Annotated in this window: 18 protein-coding genes and 1 pseudogene; 10 read left to right on the forward strand and 9 right to left on the reverse strand. The window is 72.1% G+C overall.

What is annotated here, in order from left to right; translation table 11 throughout:
• Positions 1–111: 111 nt before the first annotated feature.
• On the forward strand, positions 112–561 hold the full coding sequence (locus tag ACIGYR_RS29610) for a MarR family winged helix-turn-helix transcriptional regulator (protein ID WP_391843573.1): 450 nt from the start codon (positions 112–114) through the stop codon (positions 559–561).
• A 94-nt stretch (positions 562–655) separates the two neighbouring features.
• Here ACIGYR_RS29610 and ACIGYR_RS29615 read toward each other — a convergent pair whose 3' ends face one another.
• Positions 656–2,359, reverse strand: coding sequence for a peptide-N4-asparagine amidase (locus ACIGYR_RS29615; protein ID WP_399605090.1), 1,704 nt, complete (start codon positions 2,357–2,359; stop codon positions 656–658).
• A gap of 233 nt (positions 2,360–2,592) precedes the next feature.
• Between ACIGYR_RS29615 and ACIGYR_RS29620 the strand changes: the two genes are divergently transcribed.
• Both ACIGYR_RS29620 and ACIGYR_RS29625 read left to right on the forward strand, forming a co-directional pair.
• Positions 2,593–4,164, forward strand: coding sequence for a M1 family metallopeptidase (locus ACIGYR_RS29620; RefSeq protein WP_399605088.1), 1,572 nt, complete (start codon positions 2,593–2,595; stop codon positions 4,162–4,164).
• Positions 4,165–4,471: 307 nt separating this feature from the next.
• A complete protein-coding gene (locus ACIGYR_RS29625) occupies positions 4,472–6,400 on the forward strand; it encodes an N-acetylmuramoyl-L-alanine amidase (RefSeq protein ID WP_399605086.1) in 1,929 nt (642 codons plus the stop codon).
• Positions 6,401–6,660: 260 nt separating this feature from the next.
• Here the strand turns inward: ACIGYR_RS29625 and ACIGYR_RS29630 are convergent, their stop codons facing one another.
• Positions 6,661–7,269 carry a L,D-transpeptidase family protein gene (locus ACIGYR_RS29630; protein ID WP_399605084.1) on the reverse strand — a complete coding sequence of 203 codons (609 nt, stop codon included), beginning with the start codon at positions 7,267–7,269 and terminating at the stop codon, positions 6,661–6,663.
• A gap of 441 nt (positions 7,270–7,710) precedes the next feature.
• Here ACIGYR_RS29630 and ACIGYR_RS29635 point away from each other — a divergent pair, with 441 nt between their 5' ends.
• The 4 genes from ACIGYR_RS29635 to ACIGYR_RS29650 all read left to right on the forward strand — a co-directional run bounded on the left by ACIGYR_RS29635 (position 7,711) and on the right by ACIGYR_RS29650 (position 12,611).
• Positions 7,711–9,516: an ABC transporter transmembrane domain-containing protein gene (locus ACIGYR_RS29635; RefSeq protein ID WP_399605082.1), complete on the forward strand. Its 1,806-nt coding sequence runs from the start codon at positions 7,711–7,713 to the stop codon at positions 9,514–9,516.
• A complete protein-coding gene (locus ACIGYR_RS29640) occupies positions 9,513–11,330 on the forward strand; it encodes an ABC transporter ATP-binding protein (protein ID WP_399605080.1) in 1,818 nt (605 codons plus the stop codon). Before ACIGYR_RS29635 ends, ACIGYR_RS29640 begins: the two co-directional genes overlap by 4 nt.
• Positions 11,331–11,822: 492 nt before the next feature.
• Positions 11,823–12,293, forward strand: a complete 471-nt coding sequence (locus ACIGYR_RS29645; RefSeq protein WP_399605078.1) for a DUF5709 domain-containing protein — start codon at positions 11,823–11,825, stop codon at positions 12,291–12,293.
• A 51-nt stretch (positions 12,294–12,344) separates the two neighbouring features.
• Positions 12,345–12,611, forward strand: coding sequence for a type B 50S ribosomal protein L31 (locus ACIGYR_RS29650; RefSeq protein WP_391843558.1), 267 nt, complete (start codon positions 12,345–12,347; stop codon positions 12,609–12,611).
• A 125-nt stretch (positions 12,612–12,736) separates the two neighbouring features.
• On the opposite strand, the gene ACIGYR_RS29655 is transcribed toward ACIGYR_RS29650, so the two are convergent.
• Positions 12,737–13,531, reverse strand: a complete 795-nt coding sequence (locus ACIGYR_RS29655; RefSeq protein ID WP_399605076.1) for a metal-dependent hydrolase — start codon at positions 13,529–13,531, stop codon at positions 12,737–12,739.
• A 145-nt stretch (positions 13,532–13,676) separates the two neighbouring features.
• On the opposite strand from ACIGYR_RS29655, the gene ACIGYR_RS29660 reads away from it, so the two are divergent.
• Both ACIGYR_RS29660 and ACIGYR_RS29665 read left to right on the forward strand, forming a co-directional pair.
• The gene (locus tag ACIGYR_RS29660) at positions 13,677–16,190 is read left to right on the forward strand and encodes a DEAD/DEAH box helicase (RefSeq protein ID WP_399605074.1); all 2,514 of its coding nucleotides are present in this window, start codon (positions 13,677–13,679) and stop codon (positions 16,188–16,190) included.
• Positions 16,191–16,230: 40 nt separating this feature from the next.
• The gene (locus ACIGYR_RS29665; RefSeq protein WP_391843552.1) at positions 16,231–17,097 is read left to right on the forward strand and encodes an acyl-CoA thioesterase; all 867 of its coding nucleotides are present in this window, start codon (positions 16,231–16,233) and stop codon (positions 17,095–17,097) included.
• Positions 17,098–17,547: 450 nt separating this feature from the next.
• Here the strand turns inward: ACIGYR_RS29665 and ACIGYR_RS29670 are convergent.
• Positions 17,548–18,381 (reverse strand): annotated as a pseudogene (locus tag ACIGYR_RS29670) (DUF6397 family protein); the annotation flags it as partial.
• Between the two features lie 126 nt (positions 18,382–18,507).
• Positions 18,508–18,921, reverse strand: coding sequence for a roadblock/LC7 domain-containing protein (locus tag ACIGYR_RS29675; RefSeq protein WP_399605072.1), 414 nt, complete (start codon positions 18,919–18,921; stop codon positions 18,508–18,510).
• Positions 18,922–19,012: 91 nt separating this feature from the next.
• Here ACIGYR_RS29675 and ACIGYR_RS29680 point away from each other — a divergent pair, with 91 nt between their 5' ends.
• On the forward strand, positions 19,013–19,441 hold the full coding sequence (locus ACIGYR_RS29680) for a PPOX class F420-dependent oxidoreductase (protein ID WP_399605070.1): 429 nt from the start codon (positions 19,013–19,015) through the stop codon (positions 19,439–19,441).
• A 9-nt stretch (positions 19,442–19,450) separates the two neighbouring features.
• Here the strand turns inward: ACIGYR_RS29680 and ACIGYR_RS29685 are convergent, their stop codons facing one another.
• The 4 genes from ACIGYR_RS29685 to ACIGYR_RS29700 all read right to left on the reverse strand — a co-directional run bounded on the left by ACIGYR_RS29685 (position 19,451) and on the right by ACIGYR_RS29700 (position 23,822).
• Positions 19,451–20,053, reverse strand: a complete 603-nt coding sequence (locus ACIGYR_RS29685; RefSeq protein WP_391843549.1) for an ATP/GTP-binding protein — start codon at positions 20,051–20,053, stop codon at positions 19,451–19,453.
• Between the two features lie 254 nt (positions 20,054–20,307).
• Complete coding sequence (locus ACIGYR_RS29690) at positions 20,308–20,718, reverse strand: DUF742 domain-containing protein (protein WP_391843547.1); 411 nt, start codon at positions 20,716–20,718, stop codon at positions 20,308–20,310.
• 18 nt (positions 20,719–20,736) lie between these two features.
• Positions 20,737–21,174 carry a roadblock/LC7 domain-containing protein gene (locus tag ACIGYR_RS29695; RefSeq protein WP_391843545.1) on the reverse strand — a complete coding sequence of 146 codons (438 nt, stop codon included), beginning with the start codon at positions 21,172–21,174 and terminating at the stop codon, positions 20,737–20,739.
• On the reverse strand, positions 21,171–23,822 hold the full coding sequence (locus tag ACIGYR_RS29700; RefSeq protein ID WP_399605067.1) for a nitrate- and nitrite sensing domain-containing protein: 2,652 nt from the start codon (positions 23,820–23,822) through the stop codon (positions 21,171–21,173). The genes ACIGYR_RS29695 and ACIGYR_RS29700 overlap by 4 nt, the downstream gene beginning before the upstream one ends.
• Between the last annotated feature and the right edge of the window lies 1 nt (position 23,823).

Genomic DNA, 23,823 nt, shown 5'->3' on the forward strand with positions numbered 1-23,823 from the left:
GCTCCTACGGAGGGAACGGGCGCCGGCCCGGAGGCGGCCGACGATGACTGACGGACCACAGGTCATTGTTACCTATACTCACAATGAACGGCATCCTGATATTGTTCCCGCATGACCACCGCCGATCCCGACGGACTGCTCGCCGAGCAATTGCTACGGCTCACCCGCCGGGTGCACCGCATCCAGAAACGCCATCTGGAACAGCGCGACCTGGGCGTGACACCGGCGCAGTCCCGGCTGCTGCGCACCCTCGCGCACTACGCCTCACCTCCGCGCATGGCCGACCTCGCCGAGCGCCTGGAGGTGGTGCCCCGAGCGGTGACGACGCTGGTCGACGGGCTGGAGGCGAGTGGCAAGGTGCGGCGGGCACCGGACCCCGCGAACCGGCGTGTGACCCGGATCGAGCTGACGGACGAGGGACGGTCGACCCTGGGCGAACTGCGCGGCGCCCGGCGCTCGGCGGCCGAGGAGATACTGGCGCCGCTGACGGAGAAGGAGCGTCAGGTGCTCGGCGTCCTGCTGGACACGCTGATCGACGGGGACGCCGCCCAGCGCTGCTGAACGGCGCCGGCCCCGCTCCGGAGGGTGAGCGGGGCCGTCGGGCGACCGGCCCGGTCACCTCTCGCCGCACGAGCCCGTCCGGTATCGCCTCAGGTCAGCAGCGGCTGCGGTCCTCCGTCAGCGTGCCCTGCACCGTGGTCAGCGACCGGTCGTGGCAGCCGTCCGGGCCGAGGAGACGGTAACGCTCGGACGACGTACCGACGGCGTGCCGCTGGTCACGCGGGACGTCGACGGTGTACGCGGCGTCGCCGCTGTAGGTGTCGTCCAGCCGCGACCACGAGGTGCGCCGGCCGCTCTCGCGCGCGATGACCGACGCCCGGTCGCCGAGGGTCAGCACGGTACGCAGCCGGTTGTCCGCCCCGAGGGTGGTAGCGCCGTTCATGGTGTAGGTCCGGTGCGTGTGCGTCGCCCGCGCGGGTCCGCGTCCGGCTCCGGCTCCCGGGCCGGGGCCGCGTCCGGCTCCAACTGCCGCTCCGCGTCCAGCCCCGGCTCCGGCTCCGGCTCCCACTCCGGCTCGTCCGGTGACGGTGACGGTCTCGTCGTCGGTCCAGGTCGCGTCGAGTCCGTCCGTGCCCTCGCCGTCGGTCCAGTGGTGCACCGAGGTGTTGGCGAGCGTCCGGGTGACGGTGGTGGTCACGCGCCCGTGCGAGGTGTCCAGGTATCCGGAGACGGTGAGCCGGTGCCCGGCCTCGGTGTGCACCCGGTTCTCGGAACCAGGCGTGTACGCCGAGGAGTTGGCGAGGTCGGTCGCCGTGTCCCCGATGAGCGCGCCGGGGACGTGGGCCCGGTGGGCGTCCCGCCAGACCAGTACGTTCACCGGGGTGCTCCAGCCCGGCTGTCCCGCGGGCACGCCCACCACGGACACCTCGACGCGGTGCGGGCGGCCGTCGTTGAGGAGGCCGGCGAAGGGCGTGAGGTCGTACTCGAGGGGCTGCACGTCGAAGGCGCGCGGGGCCGGGACGACGTACCAGAGGAAGGGGTTGGACCAGCCGCCCGTCCAGACGTCGGGGAACGGTGCCGCGATGCCGGCGAGCTTGCCGTCGACGCTGATCTGCACCTCGCGGTACGGTCCACGGTCGGCCTTGCACGAGTACGGCGCCGGGTCGGCCACGGTCAGGTACCAGAACTCCTCGCAGCCGCCGCCCGAACCGGTTGCGTACACCTCGGCGACGATCCGTTCACTGTTGCGCGGGGTGGTGAGCGTCGTGCCGGCCGCCGTGTCGGCGAGGGGGAGCACACGGTCGGGAGCGGGCGTCTTGGGGCGACCCGCGTAGAACGTCAGGGTGACGTGTACGTCGATGACACCGGTGTAGGTGTCGTCCACCACGTTGCCGATCAGCATCTCGACGTCCCGCGCCCCGCGGAAGATGTCGCTGTAGCGGGTGACGTCCTTCTCGACATGCCACTCGATGCCGTCGGGCGAGGGTTCCGGGGTGGAGGTGCGCAGGATCTCGACGCCGCCGACGTGGAGATAGCCGAGCCGGTCGTACTGACGACCCTTCACCTTGCCGTCGAGGCGCAGGACGACCTTGTTCCAGCGGTCACCGCAGCCCCGGGGAGGCGTGTAGCCGCCGCGGTAGGGCGTGAAGTCGCGGAACCGGGCGTCGGCGAGGGTGACCTGGCACGAGTGGGTGTGCGGCCGGTCGACGGGCGGGGCCGCGGTCATCGGGTCGTGCCAGTCGGAGCCGAACTCGGCGGGCACGACGGCCGCTTGCGCGGTCGAGACACCCGTGCCGAAGAGCGTGCTCACCAGAAGGGTCGCCCCGGCAAGCATGGACATGACTAACCGTCTTCTCATGGCCCGTGTTCTACGGGGAGACGGGCCGCCCCGCAATGACGCCTCGGCAGATCGGCGCGATGAGGTCGGCCGTCATGCGGCCCCGCTCGGACACCCAACGAAGGGACATTAAGTGATATAAGCACATCTAACTGGCATAGTGCCGACATGGAGATCATGACTGTCGGCAGTCCAGCGGGGCCCACGGCCGCAAACACGGCCCCCCGGCCCCGCGCCACCCCCAGGCTTCTCCGGTGAAGGCGCCGTTCACGCGGCCCGAGCCCGGGGAGGGAGGCCACCGACCTGTCCTGCGCGCGCGTCGCACGGCGCTCCTCCTCACGGCCACCGGGGCCGTCGCCCTCACGGGAGCCGCCGTACTCACCGGTGACGCCCTGTTCGGCGGTGGCGGCCCGCGTCCGGGCCACGGCACCCCCGCCCCCGGCGCCTCCGCCGGACCGGCCCCCTCCCCCGGCGCACCGGGCATCGGCGACCCCCTCATGCCGCTCGCCGGCAACGGCGGCTACACGGTCCGCCGTTACGCGCTCGACTTCGACTGGCAGGCGCCACGGACGCCCTTCGAGGCCGGTGCCACCATCAGCGCCACGGCGACGCAGGCGCTGTCCCGCTTCGACCTCGACTTCGCGGGCAACGCGCTGCACCACGTCACCGTCGACGGCGCACCGGCCACCGTCCGACGCGACGGCGACGAACTCGTCGTCACTCCCGCGAAGCCGATCCCGCGCGGCCGCACGTTCACCGTCCGGGTCGCCTACACCGCCGACCCTACGCAGGGACGCCACCGCGACGACGCGATCCAGGACTACGGCTGGGTGCCGACGTCCGACGGCACCGTGGTCTGCGCGCAGCCCGACGGCGCCAGAATGATCTTCCCGGCGAACGACCACCCGAGCCTGCGGGCACCCATCACGTTCCGGATCACCACCCCTCCCGGCCTGAGCGCCGTCGCCAACGGCCGGCTGGTCGGCACCGTGCGGCGCCCCGACGGTCGCGTCCGGTGGACGTACGACTCCGAGCAGCCGATCGCCGCGCAGCTGGTCCAGATGGCGATCGGGAAGTTCACGTTCGTCGACAGCCGAGGCCCGCGAGGGCTGCCCGTCCGGGACGCGGTTGCGGACGGCCTGGTCGAGGACACCGAGGAGTACCGTTCGCTGACTCCGGAGCACCTGGCCTGGCTGGAGCAGCGGCTCGGCCCGTACCCGTTCCGCCGCTACGGAGTACTGGTCGGGGACACCGACCTGCCGGTGGCACTGGAGACCCAGTCGCTGTCCGTCGTGCCGCGGGACGACCTGCTGGGCGACCGGGTCGACGCCGAACGCAATCTCGTCCACGAGCTGACCCACCATTGGACGGGTGACAGCGTCGCCATCCGGCGTTGGTCCGACCTGTGGCTGAGCGAGGGTCACGCCCGTTTCTACGAACGCCTGTACTCCGACGAGCACGGCGGCGTGAGCCTGGAGTCCGCGATGCGGGCGGCGTACGAACAGCACGATCAGTGGCGGCACGACGAGGGAGCTCCGGCCGAACCCACCGAGGCGACGCTGTTCAAGGTGATGCGGTACGACGGCTCGGCACTGGTGCTGTTCGCGCTGCGGGAGAAGGTCGGCGAGGAGACCTTCGGCAGGATCGAGCGCGCCTGGGTGACCGCCTACCGGGGCCGCGCGGCCGGTACCAGGGACTTCGTCGCACTCGCGTCCCGGATCGCGGGCGAGGACCTGAAGCCCTTCCTGACGGCGTGGTTGTACGGCGCGCACACCCCGCCCATGCCGGGGCACCCCGACTGGCAGGTGGATCCGGTCGAGGACTGAGCCGGCCCGCGACCGTGTTTGGTTGCCCCGGGCAGCGGGGTCACTGCCGCCGACCGGGTGGCCTCTGCGGGGCGGCTGGTCCACCGAGGTGACGCTCGCCACGACACAGCGCTCGGGGCACGGAAACGTACGTGGGGTGGCACGGCGGGCAGCTCCTTTGCCCTGGTTGCGAACGAGCGTGGTTGGGAGAGCCTCTGCGATGAGAAGAAATGTTTCTGCATACGTCCCCAGGGCCATCCGGAGATGCCGCCGTACGGCTTGTGTGATCGCGGGGGCGGCCCTGTTGCCACCGCTGCTGATCCTGCCTATGTCCGGCACCGACGATCCGTCCGACCGGCGTCTGCAAAACGCCTTCACCGATGCCGCGCGCGAGTTCCAGGTACCGCGCAGTGTGCTCATGAGCGTCGCGTACATGCAGTCACGCTGGGACTCACACCCGGGCGCGCCCAGCGTCTCGGGCGGCTTCGGGCCGATGCACCTGCTGGACACCGGCCTCGTACCGTCCTCGGTACCGCCGGCCGACCCGCAGACGCCGGACGGCGTGCACGCGCGGCCGAGCACGGGGGCCGCGGGACCGTCCGCCGGGGACACCGCGGGTGCCTCGGCCGGCCACGCCGTGCAGCCCGCGGATCTGCAGCACGCGGCACGGCTGATCCAGGTCCCGGCCGGACGGCTGCGGACGGACGCCGTCGCCAACGTGCGCGGTGGCGCGGCCCTCCTGGCGGCCACTCAGACCCGGCTCGGCAAGCCCCTCAGCTCCGACCCGGCGGACTGGTGGGAGGCGGTGGCGCGCTTCCCCGGCACCCGTGACGTCGCGTCAGCCGCGTCGTACGCCGCCGACGTCTTCACCGTGATCCGTCAGGGCGCGCACCGCACCACGGCCGAAGGGCAGGATGTCTCCCTCCCCGCCACCCCCGGGGTGCAGCCGCACCACCGCGCCCCCGTCCCCCAGGGCCCCCAACGGCCGAAGGAGGTCGAGTGCCCCGCGGAACTGGCCTGTGACTGGCTCGGCGCGCCGTACGAGGAGATCGACGACCTCGACGAGAGCGAGGACAGCACGTACGGCAACCACGATCTGGCCGACCGGCCCAGGGACCAGCCGATCGAGTACATCGTCATCCATGACACGGAGGCGGAGCTGGCGAGCATGTTCCAGACGGTGCAGGATCCGACGGAGGCGTCCTGGCACTACTCGATCCGCTCCAGCGACGGCCACGTCACCCAGCACGTCCGGACCAAGGACGAAGCCTGGCACTCCGGAAGCCAGTTCGTGAACGCCCGCTCGATCGGCATCGAACACGAGGGCTTCCTCACGCAGCCCGGTACCTGGTTCACGGAGCGGATGTACCAGACCTCGGCCCGTCTGGTGCGGTTCCTGGCGAAGAAGTACGCCATCCCGCTCGACCGGCAGCACATCTTCGGCCATGACAACGTGCCGGCCCCGACCGCCGACTCCATCCCCGACATGCACGACGACCCCGGCCCCTTCTGGGACTGGCGGCACTACTTCGATCTTCTCGGCGCGCCGCTGCGGGCCACGGCCGGACCCGACAGCGACATGGTGACCATCCTGCCGGACTACGCCACGAACCAGCCGCGGTTCACGGGCTGCGCCCCCGCCGGTTCACCGTGTCGGCCGCACGGCTCCAGCGCCGTCCGTCTGTACACCGAACCGCGTGAGAACGCCCCGCTGATCCAGGACCCGGGCCGGAAGCCGGACGGCGACGACTCCACCGAGGATGTCAACGATCTGGGATCGCGCGTCTCGGCCGGTCAGACCTTCGCCGTCGCCGACCGCAGCGGCGACTGGACGGCGATCTGGTTCCAGGGACGGAAGGCGTGGTTCAAGAATCCCAAGGCCCACCCGACCGCCGTCGGAGCGGCCGGGCACATGGTCACACCGAAGGAAGGGCTGGACGAGGTCCCGGTGTACGGACGTGCGCTGCCCGAGGAGGACGCCTACCCGGACGACATGGAGGAGCCGACCGATTCACCGCTGCCGTACAGCTTCCAGGCGGGCCAGCGGTACGTGACGCAGTCCGGCGTCGGCAGTTCCTACACCGCCAAGTCATTCAGCGACACGCCCAACCCGGTGGTGTGGGGCCGGGAGAAGTACTACGAGATCCAGTTGGGCCACCGCCTCGCGTACGTCCGGGCGAGCGACGTGGACGTGGTGGACTCGTCCGCCGCCGCGGCAGGACCCCAAGGAGAGACTGCTCAACCGGCCGAGCGCTGACGCGGCGGGCAGCCGGAACGGCTCGGGGCCACCGGAAGGGCTGGTGGCCGGCGGAACGGCTGGTGGCGGCGGGCGGAACCGCTCGCGGCCATCGGAAGGGCTGGTGGCTGTCGGAACGGCTTGGGCCGGGGCTCGGGGCCACCGGAACGGCTCGCACATACGGTACCGACTCCCGGCTGCCGGGGGGCCGGTACCGGTAGCCGGTAGCCGGTAGCCGGTAGCCGGTAGCCGGACGAACGAGTGGTGGTGCGGTGCCGTCGTCAGGCCGTGAGGGTCGCCCTGTCCCCCATCACCACGACAGGGTCGCCGGCCGGGTCGAGCGTGCGCAGCAGGAAGCGCATGGCGTTCTCGGAGACGCTGACGCAGGCCGAGGTGCCACTGCCGTGGTCCCTGTGCAACCAGATGCCGCCGCCCCTGTCCGCACCCCAGGGGCGTGTGGCGTCGCGCGGCGGGGTGCCCTTGAGACGGTTGTAGTCGATGGCGATGACGTAGTCGAAATCGTGCTGGTGGGCCTCGTCCCAGCCCGCTGGAGGCGCGTAGGCGCCCTCGTTCCGGTCGTAGGGCAGCCGGGTGCCCGGGTCGGCGAGCACCCCGCCCGCGTCGGTGAGGCTGAACACGCCGACCGGGGTGCGCCCGTCGCCCTCGTGGTGGTCCGTGGTCCAGCCGTTGCGCCCGTTGTGGGCGGGCCAACTGCCCACCGCGCGCCAGTGCGCGTCCCGCCGGGTGTACAGCACGACCCTGGAGCCGGCCGCGTCCCGGTCCTCGCCGTACACGGCGACGACCTGGCGGGAGTCGGCGGGGATCCGCCGGTACAGGCGGTCGCCGACGCCCGGGACACGGGTCGGGTCGGCCGTGGGGGCGGACGACACGGTGGCAGTCGGGCCGGCCCGGCCGTGCTCAGCCTGCGCGCCGCGAGGCCGGTTCCGGTCAGGTCCGGGAACGGTGGTGACGCACGCGGAGAGGACCAGGAGAAGGGCGCCGCAGGCCGCCGCCACGACCGTCGAGCGCCGCAGGCTTTCTTGCCGCACCCGCCAAGGCTGTCATCAGGAACCGGCCGATCAGGGAATCTTCCGGGCCATCACCGCTCCGGGTGATACGACTGCTCGGTGCTTGACGGACCACCAGACCTCGGGGCGACGGGGACCGTGGCCGGAAGTCGGCGGATCTGGGCGGGCGCCGAGGAAAACTGTTTGAAATTCACCGCTCTGCGACGCGAACCTTTCACGGCTTGTTGCCGCTCCCTGCGGCTTTCCGCTCCCTCCCCTGACCTCCGTTCCTCGCCCTCCCCTGACACGAGCCACTGGGACGTCATGCAGATTCAAGACCTTCCGTATCCCGATCCGGGCGTGCCCGACGCAGGTTCGGGTCCCCGATTCCTGTGGTGGCTCTGGCGCAATCAGCTGGGCGGCCAGCTGAAGTCGCTCGCCTGGGGCCTGCTCCACTTCGTCTCCGTCTCCGCCCTGCCCTTCTGCGTCGGCCTCGCCGTGCAGGCGGCCGTCGACCGCTCCGGCACCCGGCTCGCCCTGACGGGTGCTCTGATGCTGTTCTGCGGAACGGGCATCGCCGTCGGCGACACCTTCCTGCACCGGACCGCCGTCACCAACTGGATCACCGCCGCCGCCCGCGTCCAGCAACTGCTTGCGCGCAAGGCCGCCCAGTTGGGCTCCGGCCTGACCCGCCGGGTGGCCGCCGGTGAGGTGGTGTCCGTCTCCACCGGCGATGTGGAGAAGATCGGCTGGTTCGTCGAGGCCGTCTCCCGGTTCACCGCCGCCGCGCTGACGGTCGTGGTCGTCGGCGCCGGCCTGGTCGTGTACCAGCCCGCCCTCGGTGTCGTCGTCGCCGTGGGCCTGCCCGTCGTGGCGGTGGCCGTGCTGCCCCTGCTGCCCCGGGCGACGCGCCGCGCCGACGTGCAGCGCGAGAAGGCGGGCCGGGCCACCGAGCTGGCCTCGGACACCGTCGCCGGACTGCGGGTGCTGCGCGGTATCGGCGGCGAGGAGCTGTTCCTCGACCGCTACCGGCGTGCCTCTCAGGAGGTGCGGCACGCCGCCGTGCGCAGCGCCCGGATGTGGTCGCTGATCGCCGCCGTCCAGGTGCTGCTGCCCGGACTCCTGCTGATCGCCGTCGTCTGGCACGGCATCGGGCTGGCCCGTCAGGGCCGGATCACGGTCGGCGAACTCGTGACCGTCTACAGCGCGGTCATGGTCCTCAACTACCCGCTCCGCCACTTCGAGGAGATCGCCATGGCGTACTCCTTCTCCCGCCCGTCGGCCAGACGTGCCGCGCGCGTGCTGTCGCTGGAGCGGTCCACGGCCACCGACGGCACCCGCGAGGCCGAGATGCCGGGCGGCGACCTGTACGACCCCGAGACCGGTCTGCTCGCTCCCGCCGGCCGCTTCACCGCCGTGGTGTGCGGTGATCCGGACGCGGCGGGCAGGCTCGCCGAGCGGCTGGGCGGCCATCCAGCGGAACCGGGCCGGTCGGTGCTGCTCGGCGCGGTACCCCTGGACGAACTCCCTCTCGACAGCGCCCGGACCGCCGTCCTGGTCCAGGACAAGGACCCGGTGCTGTTGTCCGGCACGCTGCGCGACCTGCTCGACGTGCCCTCCTCCGGTGCCGTGCGGGCCGCGGACGCGCTGGCGGCGGCGCAGTGCGACGACGTGCTGGACGCGCTGGTGCAGGGGTCGCTCGACGCGGCCGATCCGATGGACGCCCGCATCACCGAGCGCGGACGCTCCCTGTCCGGCGGGCAGCGGCAACGGCTTGCCCTCGCCAGGTCGCTGATCACCGATCCGGAGGTGCTGGTGCTGGACGAGCCGACCTCCGCGGTCGACTCGCACACCGAGGCCAGGATCGCGGACGGGCTGCGTCGGCTGCGCTCGGGGCGGACCACGGTGGTGTTCACCTCATCGCCGCTGCTGCTGGACCGCGCGGACCGGGTCGCCCTGTTGCACGAGGGCGAGGTCGTGGCGATCGGCGTGCACCGCGAACTGGTCGAAGGTGAGCCGCGGTACCGGGCGGTGGTGACCCGGGAGACCGACGAGGAACTGGCCGCGGCCGACGAAGGCATGCTGCTGGACGCGCTCCAGGAGCTGGAAGAGATCGAGGAGAGCGCATGATCGGCGTTGCGCCACCGGCGTACGACCCGGCGGCCCCGACGACCGCCACCACCCTCCCCGTCGGCGCCACGGCGACCGTGCGCGCCTACGTCGCCGAGCTGTTCCGCCGGCACCGGCGCGCCTTCCTGCTGCTCATCGCCGTCAACACGGTGGCCGTGATCGCCTCCATGGTGGGCCCGTACCTGCTCGGCGGTCTCGTCGAGCGGGTGTCGGACAAGGCCGAGGAGCTTCATCTGGGCCTGACCGCCGGGCTGTTCGTCCTCGCGCTCGCCGTGCAATCGGTGTTCGTCCGGCAGGTACGGCTGCGGGGCGCGATGCTCGGTGAGCGGATGCTGGCCGACCTGCGCGAGGACTTCCTCGTGCGGTCCGTCGGGCTGCCGCCGGGCGTGCTGGAGCGGGCGGGCACGGGTGACCTGCTCTCCCGTATCACCACCGACGTCGACCGGCTGGCCAACGCCATGCGCGAGGCCGTGCCGCAGCTGGCCATCGGTGTCGTGTGGGCCCTGCTGCTGCTCGGCGGGCTGGTCGTGACGGCTCCGCCGCTGGCCGCCGCGGTGCTGCTCGCCGTGCCGGTCCTGGTGCTCGGCTGCCGCTGGTACTTCAAGCGGGCGCCGTCCGGCTACCGCTCGGAAGCCGCCGGGTACGCCGCCGTGGCCGCCGCGCTCGCCGAGACCGTGGACGCCGGCCACACCGTCGAGGCACACCGCCTCGGCACCCGCCGCGTGGCCCTGTCGGAGCGGCGGATCAAGGAATGGACGGCATGGGAGCGCTACACGCTCTGGCTCCGCTCCGTGCTCTTCCCGGTCATCAACGCCGTCCACCTGCTGGTGCTCGGCTCGGTGCTGATGGTCGGCGGGGTGTTCGTCCTGCACGGCTGGATCGACGTGGGCCAGCTGACCACCGGCGCGCTCGTCGCGCAGATGCTCGTCGATCCGGTGAACCTGATCCTGCGCTGGTACGACGAGGTGCAGGTCGCCCAGGTGTCGCTGGCCCGCCTGGTCGGTGTGCGGGACATCGAGCCGGATGCCGGGGACGCCGCGCTGGCCCCCGACGGCCGGGCCGTGCACGCCGACCGGGTGCACTTCGGCTACCGGGAGGGCGTCGACGTGCTGCGCAGGGTCTCCCTGGAGGTCGCGCCGGGCACTCGGCTCGCCCTGGTCGGTCCGTCCGGGGCGGGCAAGTCCACCCTGGGCCGGCTGCTGGCCGGGATCTACGCCCCCCGGGACGGCCGGATCACCCTGGGCGGGGCGGAGCTGTCCCGGATGCCCGCGGAACGCGTCCGCTCGCACGTCGCCCTCGTCAACCAGGAGCACCACGTCTTCGTGGGCTCCCTGCGCGACAACCTCCTGCTGGCCCTCCCCCACTCCCGGCTCCGCTCGGCCGGTGAGACCCCGGTCGGACATCACGACGCCGAGCTGTGGGCGGCCCTGGGCGCGGTCGACGCGGAAGGGTGGGCGCGGGCGCTGGACGACGGCCTGGACACCGAGGTGGGTTCCGGCGGCCTTGCGCTGACCCCGGCGCAGGCCCAGCAGATCGCGCTGGCCCGGCTGGTGCTGGCCGATCCGCACACGCTGGTCCTGGACGAGGCGACCTCGCTGCTCGACCCGCGCGCGGCCCGCCATCTTGAACGCTCCCTGGCGCGGGTGCTCGAGGGCCGCACCGTGGTGGCCATCGCCCACCGTCTGCACACCGCGCATGACGCCGACGTGATCGCCGTCGTGGAAAACGGCCGGATCAGCGAGCTGGGCAGCCACGACGAGCTGGTGGCGGCGGAGGGGGCGTACGCGGCGCTGTGGCGGTCCTGGCACGGCTGAGCGCCTCCCTTGAGGGGCGGTGCCCATGAGGTGCCGCCCCTCCCCTGTGAGCGCGGGCGACGCCACCGACGGCGGCGGGGCCTCCCGGGGCGGGCGACGCCACCGACGGCGAAGGGCCTTCCGGGGGCGCGGCGAGCGCGCCCTCGCGGGCACGAAGAGCACATCCCTCGCGGCACGGGAAGCGTGCCCTCGTAGGCACGATAGGCGCGCCCGCTGTGGGGCCGCCGGGAACCGGGTCGCACGGCCGTCGGGCCGCCGCGCGCCGGGGCCCGGCATGTCCCGTCCGGCGACTGCGCGGGGGTGCGGGCGCCTTCCGGCAGCCGTGCCGTTGCGCGGTGCCGAGCAGGGGTGGAAGGCTGGAAAGCGGCGGCACCGGTTCGAGGCGCACCCGGGAACCACGCGGCTCACGGCGTGTGACCCCGTGCCGTGCCCGCCGGCGGCCCGCCACCCGCTGGGGTGGCATCCGGCCGTCCTCACCATCTGGAGGTAGTCGTGGACAGCGCCGACGGCTGGGGGGACGACGTCTACCAGCCCGATCCCTCGGAGATCCGGGAGGACTCGGGGGTGCTCGACGTCGAGGACACATTGGACTTCGACGGCGTCGCCGACCCCCTCGACCGCGGCTGGTCCCCTCCCGAGCGACCGTGGGCGGTCGAACACACCGGCGTGACCGCGGCCGAACGCAAGGCGGGCGAGACTCTCGACCAACGGCTCGCGGAGGAGCAGCCCGATCCTGCCGCGCCCGACGGCGACGACATCGGCGACTGCGACGGCACCGACGGGGAACTTCTGGACAACGAGGTCGGCAACTTCCGCTCCGGCCGGCTGGTGGCCCCCGACGAAGGCGCGCACGAGGACGACGAAGCCGCCCTGGTCGCCACCGACGTCGGCATCGACGGGGCCGCCGCCTCCGCCGAGGAGGCCGCGATGCACATCGTCGACGAGGACTCCCTCTCCGGCTGAGCAGGACCATCCGGTCCCCGCCCCGCCCTCCGCCCGGCACGAGGAGCCGCCATGCAGCAGGACAAGCACCCCGACTACCAACCCGTGGTCTTCCGCGACCGCGCCGCCGGATACGCCTTCCTGACCCGGTCCACGGCGCGCAGCGAGCAGACCATCGAATGGGACGACGGCCGGACGTACCCGGTGATCGACGTGGAGATCTCCTCGGAGAGCCACCCCTTCTACACGGGCAAGGCCCGCACGGTCGACACCGAGGGACGCGTCGCCCGCTTCGAGCGCCGGTACGGCGGAGCGGCGGACGGGGGCGAGCCGGCCTGATCCCGGGGTCTCAGCCTGTCGCCCGGATCCAGCGAGGTCGCCGCCGCCGGACACCGAGGACTCCCCCGCAACACGGTCCACCCCCGTGCGCTGCCTGAGATCACGGCATGACCTCGCAGGCTCTGTCAGATCACGTTGAGGGCCGCGGCACAGCCCACGCCGCCGAGCAGCATGAACACCGGCATCAGCACTCTCAGCTCGACCCAGCTGCCCGCACGGAACCGCATGGCCTTCGGCGGGCCCAGCGGGTACCAGCGCTTGCGCCCCACCGGGATCGGCCACAGGATCGGGCAGCCGGACACGGTCAGCGCGTCCCCGATGTCGTGCACCAGCGCGCCCAGGACGATCGGCAGTCCCAGCCACAGGTACTCCTGCCCGGGGGCGGTGAACAGCCAGTCGGAGCCGTTGCCCGGCTTGTCCAGCACTCCCGCGAGGATCCACGCGCTGGTCGCCGCAAGCAGCCAGACCAGGACGTCGCTGCTGGAGCCCCGGGCCGCCCGCCACAGCAGGCCCTCGATCGCGAGCACCATGTGCACGAACAGGATCGCCAGCACCGCCCAACGGCCCCCGGTGATCGCCGCCGCGGAGCTGCCGGCGCCGATCATGACCGCCCACAGCCAGGTGTGCGTCAGGGTGCGGTGCCCGCCGGAGCGGCGTGGGTCGCCCTGCTTCCTGGTGGCCTTGTAGACGGCGTACGACAGCTTGTCCACGATCTCGCAGATCCAGCGGGAGATCGGCCCGAAGGCCCGGGAGATGGTGGCCGCCTTGTGGTCCAGGTCCGGGGCGAGAGCGGCGCCGGCGCAGATCAGGGCCCCGGACAGGAGGACCGGCCAGGGCATCGGGTGGCCGGCCGCCGCCGCCGCGGCGCCCACGCCCAGCCAGGCCGCGGCCCCCGACAGTGAGTGTGCTGGTCCCATCATGGCCGCTTTCCGCCCCATTCCTCATGTGCCGCTGTCCAGTTGACCCGAAGCGCTGACGCCGCGTCGGCGACACAGCGTAGCGGTCATGATCTTCATGTCCGTAGCCGATTCCCCGCTCGGGCGGTGGGCCAGGCAAGATGGGGGCGTGACCCTCATCGATCAGCTGCCGCCGACCGCCGACCCCGACGCCCTGTACGAAGCCTTCGAGTCGTGGGCGCAGGAACGCGGCCTCACCCTCTATCCGCACCAGGAGGAGGCGCTGATCGAGGTGGTCTCCGGGGCGAACGTGATCGTCTCGACGCCCACCGGCTCCGGCAAGAGCATGATCGCCGCGGGCGCGCACTTCGCCGCGCTGGCCCGGGACGAGGTCACCTTCTACACGGCTCCGATCAAGGCGCTGGTGTCGGAGAAGTTTTTCGAGCTGTGCAAGCTCTTCGGCACCGAGAACGTCGGCATGCTCACCGGCGACGCCTCGGTGAACGCCGACGCGCCCGTCATCTGCTGCACCGCCGAGGTGCTGGCCTCGATCGCGCTGCGTGACGGCAAGAACGCGGACGTCGGTCAGGTCGTCATGGACGAGTTCCACTTCTACGCCGAGGGCGACCGCGGCTGGGCCTGGCAGATCCCGCTGCTGGAGCTTCCACAGGCGCAGTTCATCCTGATGTCGGCCACTCTGGGCGATGTGTCCTTCTTCGAGAAGGACCTCACCCGTCGTACCGGGCGGCCCACCTCGGTGGTCCGCTCGGTGACCCGCCCGGTTCCCCTCTCCTACGAGTACAAGCTGACGCCGCTCACCGAGACGCTCACCGAGCTGCTGGAGAGCAAGCAGGCCCCGGTGTACATCGTGCACTTCACGCAGGCGCAGGCCGTGGAACGGGCGCAGGCGCTGATGAGCATCAACATGTGCTCGCGTGAGGAGAAGGACCAGATCGCCGAGCTGATCGGCAACTTCCGCTTCACCACGAAGTTCGGCCGCAACCTCTCCCGCTACGTACGGCACGGCATCGGCGTGCACCACGCCGGCATGCTGCCCAAATACCGGCGCCTGGTGGAGAAGCTCGCCCAGGCCGGTCTGCTGAAGGTCATCTGTGGCACGGACACGCTCGGCGTGGGCGTCAACGTGCCCATCCGCACGGTGCTGTTCACGGCGCTGACCAAGTACGACGGCAGCCGGGTGCGCACCCTGCGGGCCCGTGAGTTCCACCAGATCGCGGGCCGGGCCGGCCGGGCCGGCTTCGACACCGCGGGGCTCGTGGTCGCGCAGGCGCCGGAGCACGTGATCGAGAACGAGAAGGCGCTGGCGAAGGCGGGCGACGACCCGAAGAAGCGGCGCAAGGTGGTGCGCAAGAAGGCGCCGGAGGGCTTCGTCGGCTGGACGGAGAACACCTTCCAGAAGCTGATCGAGTCGGAGCCGGAGCCGCTGACCTCGCGCTTCCGGGTGACGCACACGATGCTGCTGTCGGTGATCGCCCGCCCGGGCAACGCGTTCGAGGCGATGCGTCACCTGCTGGAGGACAACCACGAGCCGCGCAGGCAGCAGCTGCGGCACATCCGCCGGGCCATCGCGATCTACCGCTCGCTGCTGGACGGCGGGATCGTGGAGAAGCTCGACAAACCGGATGCCGAGGGCCGCATCGTCCGGCTCACGGTCGACCTCCAGCAGGACTTCGCGCTGAACCAGCCGCTGTCCACGTTCGCCCTCGCCTCGTTCGAACTCCTCGACCCCGAGTCGCCGTCCTACGCCCTCGACATGGTCTCCGTCGTCGAGTCCACCCTGGACGACCCGCGGCAGATCCTCGTCGCCCAGCAGAACAAGGCGCGCGGCGAGGCCGTGGCCGCGATGAAGGCGGACGGGGTCGAGTACGAGGAGCGCATGGAGCGCCTCCAGGACATCACCTACCCCAAGCCGCTGGAGGAGCTGCTCTTCCACGCCTACAACACCTACCGCAAGAGCCACCCGTGGGTCGGCGACCACCCGCTGTCGCCGAAGTCGGTGATCCGGGACATGTACGAGCGGGCGATGTCCTTCACGGAGCTGGTGTCCTTCTACGAGCTGGCCCGCACCGAGGGCATCGTGCTGCGCTACCTCGCCAGCGCCTACAAGACCCTGGACCACACCATCCCGGACGACCTGAAGTCCGAGGACCTGCAGGATCTGATCGAGTGGCTGGGCGAGATGGTGCGCCAGGTGGACTCCAGCCTGTTGGACGAGTGGGAGCAGCTCGCCAACCCGGAGGAGATGACCGCCGAGCAGGCCCGGGAGAAGGCCGACGAGGTCAAGCCGGTCACCACCAACGCCCGCGCCTTCCGCGTGCTGGTCCGCAACGCCATGTTCCGCCGTGTGGAGCTGGCCGCCCTGGACCAGGTCGCGGAGCTGGGCGAGATGGACGCCGAGTCCGGCTGGGACGCGGACGCGTGGGGCGAGGCGATGGACAAGTACTGGGACGAGTACGACGACCTGGGCACCGGCCCCGATGCCCGGGGCCCGAAGCTCCTCGTCATCAAGGAGGAGCCGGAGCACGGTGTCTGGCGCGTCCGCCAGATCTTCGACGACCCGAACAGCGACCACGACTGGGGCATCAGCGCGGAGATCGACCTCGCGGCCTCCGACGCCGAGGGCCGTGCGATCGTCCGTGTCACCGACGTCGGCCAGCTGTGAGCCGTTCACGGCCAGCGGTAAGCCAAGGAGAATCCCACCGATGACGAATCCGGCCGAGAGGCTGGTCGACCTGCTCGACCTGGAACAGATCGAGGTCAACATCTTCCGTGGCCGCAGCCCGCAGGAATCCCTCCAGCGGGTCTTCGGCGGCCAAGTGGCGGGCCAGGCGCTGGTCGCCGCCGGCCGCACCACGGACGGCGACCGCCCGGTGCACTCGCTGCACGCGTACTTCCTGCGCCCGGGCCGGCCGGGCGTGCCGATCGTGTACCAGGTGGAGCGGGTCCGGGACGGTCGCTCCTTCACGACGCGCCGGGTCACCGCCGTGCAGCAGGGCCGCACGATCTTCAACCTGACCGCCTCCTTTCACACGCCTGAGGAAGGACCGTTCGAGCACCAGCTGCCGCCGGCCCGTGAGGTGCCCGATCCCGAGTCGCTGCCGACGGTCACCGAGGAGATCCGCAAGCAGTTGGGGACGCTGCCGGAGCAGTTGGAGCGGATGGCGCGTCGCCAGCCCTTCGACATCCGCTACGTCGACCGGCTGCGCTGGAACGCCGAGGAGATCAAGGGGGCCGAGCCGCGCAGCGCCGTGTGGATGCGCGCGGTGGGACCGCTGGGTGACGACCCCTTGGTTCACACGTGCGCGCTCACCTACGCCAGTGACATGACCCTTCTGGACGCGGTCCGCATCCCGGTGGAGCCCCTGTGGGGTGCGCGGAACTTCGACATGGCCTCACTGGACCACGCCATGTGGTTCCACCGGCCGTTCCGCGCCGATGAGTGGTTCCTCTACGACCAGGAGTCCCCGATCATCACGGGCGGACGCGGGCTGGCCCGCGGACGCATCTACGACCTGCAGGGCCGGCTGCTCGTCTCGGTCGTCCAGGAAGGGCTGTTCAGGGCCCTGTAGCACCCGGCGTCCAGGGCCACGACCGGGTGCTCAGACCCCATCGGTCGCTCAGACCCGATCGGGCCCGGCGGGCCGCGGGCTTCTCCGCCGCAGCCAGGCCCGCAGACCGCGGGAGGACCGCGGGGCCGCGGGCCGCGCCGGCCCGCGGCCCCGGCGTGCGGGTGGCACAGCCGGTCGCGCCACCGACCCCGCGGGCGACACGCACAACTCCGGGGGGCGGCCTGGCAGCTCGAGATGCCGCGCGTTCACCTCAGGCCGCTGCCCGCCGTGCGTGGGGTACACCACGGCTGACTCGGAGTGCCGTACGACCGGCTCCGTACCTCGCGCGGCCGACTCCGGAAGACGTGGCGCCGGCTGCACGGCTCGCGCCACCTGCTCCCGGACTCCTGCCGCCGCCTCCGGGGGCCTCGTCGTCTTTTCCGGGGATGCGGTGACCGTCCGGGCCATCGGTGGGATGGGCCGTGCGGGCATGCGGATCGCAGCCGGGACGCGGCGGGCGGCCGGGCGCGGGGCGGGCGAGGTGCTGCGGGCCTCCCCGATCGAACGCGCCAGGTCGCTGCGCAGCCAGCCGATCTCGTCCGCGTCCTGCGCCGTCATGATCCGCTCGGCGGCCTGCGCGGACGGGGACCCGGGAACCCCGTGCCCGGGTGGAGCGGGCCGGAACCGGTTCAGGTGGGCACGTTCGTACGGGTCCTTGACGACGTCGGCGACCTCGGCGGGCGCGAGGAAGGCGGCCACGGCCCCGGCACGGGCCCAGGCATCCTCCGCCTGCCGCAGCAGGAATCCCAGATGGCGTCCGCGCCAGTTGCGGGCCCGCACATCCACTCCCGCCGCCAGCTGGCCCCGCAGACTCTCGGGCGTACGCCCCTTGAGCAAGGGCGCGTTCTCCTTGCCCGACGTGAACTGCCTGAGTTCTTCCGCCAGATAGAGCCAGACCACGGCTCGGTAGCGGTTGAGGTAGTACGTGACGGGCACGAGCAGGCCCAGGCGGGCGAGCCGGGTGAACCGGCCGGCCGGAATGTCCATGAGGGCGGCCCCCTCCGCCGTGCCCACGACCCGCACCCGCTCACGGAGGGACTCGGGGAAGCCGTCCTGTGTGCGGAGGCGGTCGATCTCCGCACGTTCCACCCGGCGGGACCCTCCACCGTCCCCGTCGGGCACGGTCCGGATGCGGCCGAGCTGCACGGCGAGATCGAACTCGCCTCGCCTGAGCCCCAGTTCGCGGGCAGCACGGCTCGGCGTGCAGGTGTTGGGGCGGGATGGGTCGAACGTGCTTGCCGACATGGTCGTACTCCCCCGTGGAGTTCCTGGCTCACGCCCTGCGCGTTCGCCGTGGACCCACCGTAGCCAATACGTCACCACACGTGGCGGGCCTGTGGATAACTCCACGGGGGATGGAGGAACCGCAGGTCAGAGGTCGGCTATGCGCGTCCGTTCGGGTTGCCTCGCATCGACGCCGAGGTGTTCGCCGACCCGGTTGACGAGCAGCGTCATCTCGTAGGCGATCTGACCGATGTCCGTTTCCGCCCCGCTGAGCACGCACAGACAGCTACCGGTGCCGGCCGCGGTCACGAACAGCACGGCGTCGTCGTACTCGATCATCGTCTGGCGCACGCTGCCCGCGCCGAAGTGACGTCCCGAGCCCTTGGCCAGACTGTGCAACCCGGATGCCACGGCGGCCAGATGCTCGGCGTCCTCTCGGCGTAGGCCCGTGCTCGCCGCGGTGACCAGCCCGTCGTTCGACAGGACCAGCGCGTGGCGGACGTGGTCCACCCGCCCGGTCAGATCGTCCAGGAGCCAGCCGAGGCCCTGGTTTGGCACCATGTCCATCTCCCCGTGTGATGTCTCCCATTAGCTGGAGGAACTCCCCGCCAGCCTTCCCCACGACCGGCGTACGGGCAAGCAGGATGGGCCCATGGCAGAGAAGATGACCCATGAGGAATGGCGGGCGTTCGTCTCGCACGGCACCCGCACCGGCAAGTTGTCCACCGTCCGCGCCGACGGCAGCCCGCACGTGGCTCCTATCTGGTTCCTCCTGGACGGCAACGACGTGGTGTTCAACACCGGCAAGGACACCGTGAAGGGCCGCAATCTGGCACGCGACGGCCGGATCGCCCTGTGCGTGGACGACGATCGTCCGCCGTTCCACTTCGTGGTGCTGAACGGCCGCGCCCAACTGTCGGAGGACCCGGCCGAGCTGCGCCTGTGGGCCACCCGGATCGCCGCCCGGTACATGGGCGCGGACCGTGCCGAGGAGTACGGCGCCCGCAACGGCGTACCGGGTGAACTCCTGGTCCGCGTCACGATCGACAGTGTGCTGGCCATGCGTGACGTCGCGGCCTGAGGGGCGGCGTCAGCCGACCGAGTCCAGAAGCCGGGCGGTGTGCACCCGTCCGGCGTACTCGACGAGCCGGATCAGCACCTCCTTGCCGGAGTCGCGGTCGCGTGCGTCGCACAGCACCACGGGCGTGCCGTGGTCCAGGTCGAGCGCCCGGGAGACGTCGTGGGCGGCGTGGTCGCGGGCTCCCGCGAAGCAGTTGACGGCGACCACGAACGGGATGCGTCGGTGCTCGAAGTAGTCGACGGCGGGGAAGCAGTCCTCCAGCCGTCGGGTGTCCGCGAGGACGACGGCGCCGAGGGCTCCCTGCGCCAGTTCGTCCCACAGGAACCAGAAGCGGTCCTGGCCCGGCGTGCCGAAGAGGTAGAGCGACAGGCCGGAGCGGATCGTGATGCGGCCGAAGTCCATGGCCACGGTCGTGGTGACCTTCTGGTCCACGCCGTCGGTGTCGTCCACCAGCTGGCCCGCCTGGCTCAGCAGTTCCTCGGTGCGCAGCGGCCGGATCTCGCTGACGGCCCCGACCAGGGTCGTCTTGCCGACGCCGAAGCCACCGGCGACCAGTATCTTCAGCGCCAGGGCGGAGGCGTCGCCGACGGCGTCGGAGTGCTCGGAGACCATGATCACTTCTCTCGGGAGGGCCGGCCGCGGCCGGCGTCCACGTGCTCCGGGGGTGAAGTCAGCATCATGGCAACCGGGGTGTCCGCCTGAGCGGTTGGACCGAAGTGGCTCTGATATGACCGACTCGCGCACGATCGATGGCGCAACACGCCCGGATCGGACGGACCGGGGCACGACCAGCCGTACCGATGCAGCCGTCGTCGGCCGACAAGACGCGGCCACGATGAGGCCCGCGGCGGTTGTGACACGTTCATCTACAGCGCTCTCAATCCCTCGATGACCTCACGCAGAATCCGTTCGTCCGGTAGGTGTGCCGGCGGCACGGGGCGGCTGACGGTCACGCGGCCCCGCTCCAGAAGGTCGCCGAGAAGCACCCTGACCACGCCGACCGGAAGATCCGCGTCCGCCGCGAGTTCCGCGACGGACTGCGTCTCCGCGCGGCACAGGTCGATCAGGGTCCGGTGCTCGGGCCCGAGCGCGGTGTCGTCGTGCGCCGGTGCGGCGGGGTCGAGGGTGACGAGCGCGATCAGGTCGAAGCGGACGCCGGTGGGCCCGGCCTGGGTGCGGCCACCGGTCATGGCGTACGGGCGGACCAGGGGGCCGGCCTCGCCGTCATACCACTGGCTGCCTGGCTCCCGGGGTCCGACGGTCGGGTTCTCGGTCATCGGCGGTGCCTTTCCGGCTCATCCGGCGGCGGGCGGCTGTGCCGTGACGCGCGCTGGCGTGTAGAGGTGCTCGCCGACGCGTTTGACCAGGCGGGCCATCTCGTAGGCGACCAGCCCGATGTCGGCCGTGACCGCGGTCAGCAGGGCGAGGCAGGAGCCGTCACCGGCGGCAGCCACGAAGAGGAACGCGTCGTCCATCTCGACCATGGTCTGACGCACTCCGCCCGCTCCGAAGTGCCGTCCGGCACCCTTGGCGAGGCTGTTGAAGCCGGAGGCCACAGCCGCGAGATGCTCGGCGTCCTCCCGCGCGAGGTCGGTGGAGGCACCGACCGCCAGCCCGTCGTTGGACAGCACGACGGCATGCCGTACCTCGCTCACGCGCATCACCAGGTCGTCGAGCAGCCAGTCGAGTTCACCGGACCGCCGGCCGTCCCTCGGGTTCGGGTCCTGGATCATGCCGGGTCTCCTTCGCTGCTGTGACTGCCCGTTTCGGCTTGCGGCGCGGCGCCGCGGCCGGGCTCGCGGCCTCCGCCGCGCGCCCAGCCGTCGCGGTACGCCGTCATGCGGTCCCGCACGAGTTCTGGGGTGCGCCTGTCGTCGCCGCGCCGGGTGGGCCGCGCGGCCGGCTCTTCGGGACGCTGGTGGCGCAGTTGGGGCGCGAGGCTCGCCTGGCGCACACGGCGCGGGAGGCCGTCGGAGGACTCGGAGTCGTCCGGCGGGCGGTGCAGCCTCAGGGCGGTGACTCCGGGGGGTTGGGGTTCGTGGGCGGTGCCGTGGGAAGCGGCTGCCGTTCCGGCGGCCTGGGAGGGGGACGCCGTTCCGGTGGCGTAGGGGTCCGGCGCCGGCACGGTTCCGTCGGGGCCCGGTGCCGGACGGGCCGGGCGGGGTCCGGGTGTCCGCGCTGCGCGGTGCGCTCCGGGCTCGGTGGCCGCCAGGGCCGGCCGGTCCGGGCGTGGGGTGACGGCGGCCTCCTGGGGCGCGGCCTCGCGGGGTACGCGCGTGTAGGCGTGTTCCTGGTCGGGGTGGGCGTGTCCGCGGTGCTGGGCGGAACGTTCCACCGAGCCGTTGTACAGCAGGGCGGTCGGCACCAGGACCACGGCGGTGGTGCCTCCGTACGGGGAGGTCCGCAGGTGCACCCGGATCTCGTGCCGGGAGGCGAGTCTGCTGACCACGAAGAGCCCCAGCCGGTCGCTGTCGAAGAGGTCGAGCGCCTCGGACTGTTCGATGCGCCGGTTGGCCTCCGCGAGCGTGTCCGCGCCCATACCGAGTCCCCGGTCCTCGATCTCCAGGGCGTAGCCGTTGCCGACGGGTTCTCCGGTGACCCTCACGCGCGTGTGGGGCGGGGAGAACTGGGCGGCGTTCTCGACGAGTTCGGCGAGGAGGTGGGTGAGGTCGGCGACCGCCCCGCCGACGACATGCGCCTCGGGGAACTGCCGCACCTCCACGCGCGCGTAGTCCTCGACTTCCGACACGGCGGCGCGTACGACGTTGGTCAGGGACACCGGCATGCGCCAGGCCCGGCCCGGCGCGGCGCCGGAGAGGATGATCAGGCTCTCGGCGTGGCGCCGCATCCGGGTGGTGAGGTGATCCAGCCGGAACAGGTCGCTCAGCTCGTCAGGGTCGTCGGAGCGCCGCTCCATGCTGTCCAGGAGGCTGAGCTGGCGGTGGACCAGGACCTGGCTGCGGCGGGCCAGGTTGACGAAGACGCCGGAGATGCCGCTGGCGAGTTCGGCGCGCTCGACCGCGGCACTGAGAGCGGCGCGGTGGACGGTGGTGAGGGCTTCGGAGACCTGCCCGGTCTCGTCCTCGGCAGGCGGTCCGGCTGGCGCCTCGGCCTGGACGTCGATCTCTTCACCCGCGCGCAGCTTGCGCATCGCCTCAGGGAGTTTGCGGCGGGCGATCTCCAGCGCGTCGTTGCGCAGACTGACGAGTTCGATCACGAGTGCCCGTCCGATGCGGACGGAGATGACGAGGGAGGCGGCGACGGCGGCGAGCCCGAGGAGCACGACGGCGCCGGCGGAACTGAACAGGCCGCGGGCGACGGGGTCGGCACGGCCGGCGACGGCGCGCCCCGTAGCCGCCGCGATGGTCCGCATGCCGTCCTGCACGCGCGCGTGGGCGGCGCTCCAGTCGGCTTGCGGTGGCGCGTCGGCCGGCTTGGCACCCGGCCCGGCGGCCAGCAGCTTGTCCTCCGCGGCGCCCAGGTCGGTGTAGGCACCGCTGCCCGCCAACTCCCGCCAGGCGGCGCGCTGCGCGGAGGGCAGATCGGTGACGGCGGTCTCGGTGAGGGCACGGCGGGTGGCGACGGCGGCGCTGAAGAGCCGCAGGCGTTCCGCCTTCAGGGTGCCGGCGGTCCGGGCGCTGCCCAGCAGCGTGTCCTCCTGGGCCAGGGCCTCCGCGGCGCGCGAGAACTCGAGCAGCACGCGCGCGTCCGAGGCGACGTCGGCCTGCTGGACGCCGGTGAGGGCACCGTCCACGGCGAAGGCCGCGCCGATGGTCTTCGTGTACCGCGTGTACGCGCCGTCCCAGCCGACCGTGTGGCCCAGTACGGCTGTGCGCAGCGTGCGGAGGTGTTCGGCGCCGGTGACGAAGACGCCGAGGCGCCTGGAGATGCCGGCGGGCAGTTCCTGACTGTCGGCGACCGTGCTGCCCCGGCCGAGCCGCAACCTGGCCACGGCCCGGTCGGTACGGGCCGCCAGGTCCTCGAGGTCTTTGCCGTTCCCGGCACCGGGAGCCGTGGCGTAGTGCACGGCAGCGGTGCGCTCGGCCTGCAGCGCGGTCACGGCCGCGGCCACCGGGGTGCGCAGTTCGGCGTCGACCCGCTGGGACTGGCGCAGCCGCGCGATGTCCTGGGCGGTGGTGACGGCGGCGTACGCCCAGAGAGCGAGCAGGGAGACGACGGGCACCATCAGGAGGCTGACCACCTTGGCCCGCACGGTCCTGGGCCGCGGGTACAGGCGGCTGCCGCGCGCGGGCGCCGGGGCGGGCGGCGTGCCGAGCGGGCGGCCGGTGCCCTCGTCGGCGGGTGGTCCCGCGTGGGCGCGGCGTCCGCGTGGACGGTGGGCCGGGGCGACGGCCTTCTGGGCTGTACGGGGTGGGCGCATG

Origin of the sequence: Streptomyces sp. NPDC053076, from assembly GCF_044546845.1 — a bacterium.
Lineage (GTDB): Bacteria > Actinomycetota > Actinomycetes > Streptomycetales > Streptomycetaceae > Streptomyces.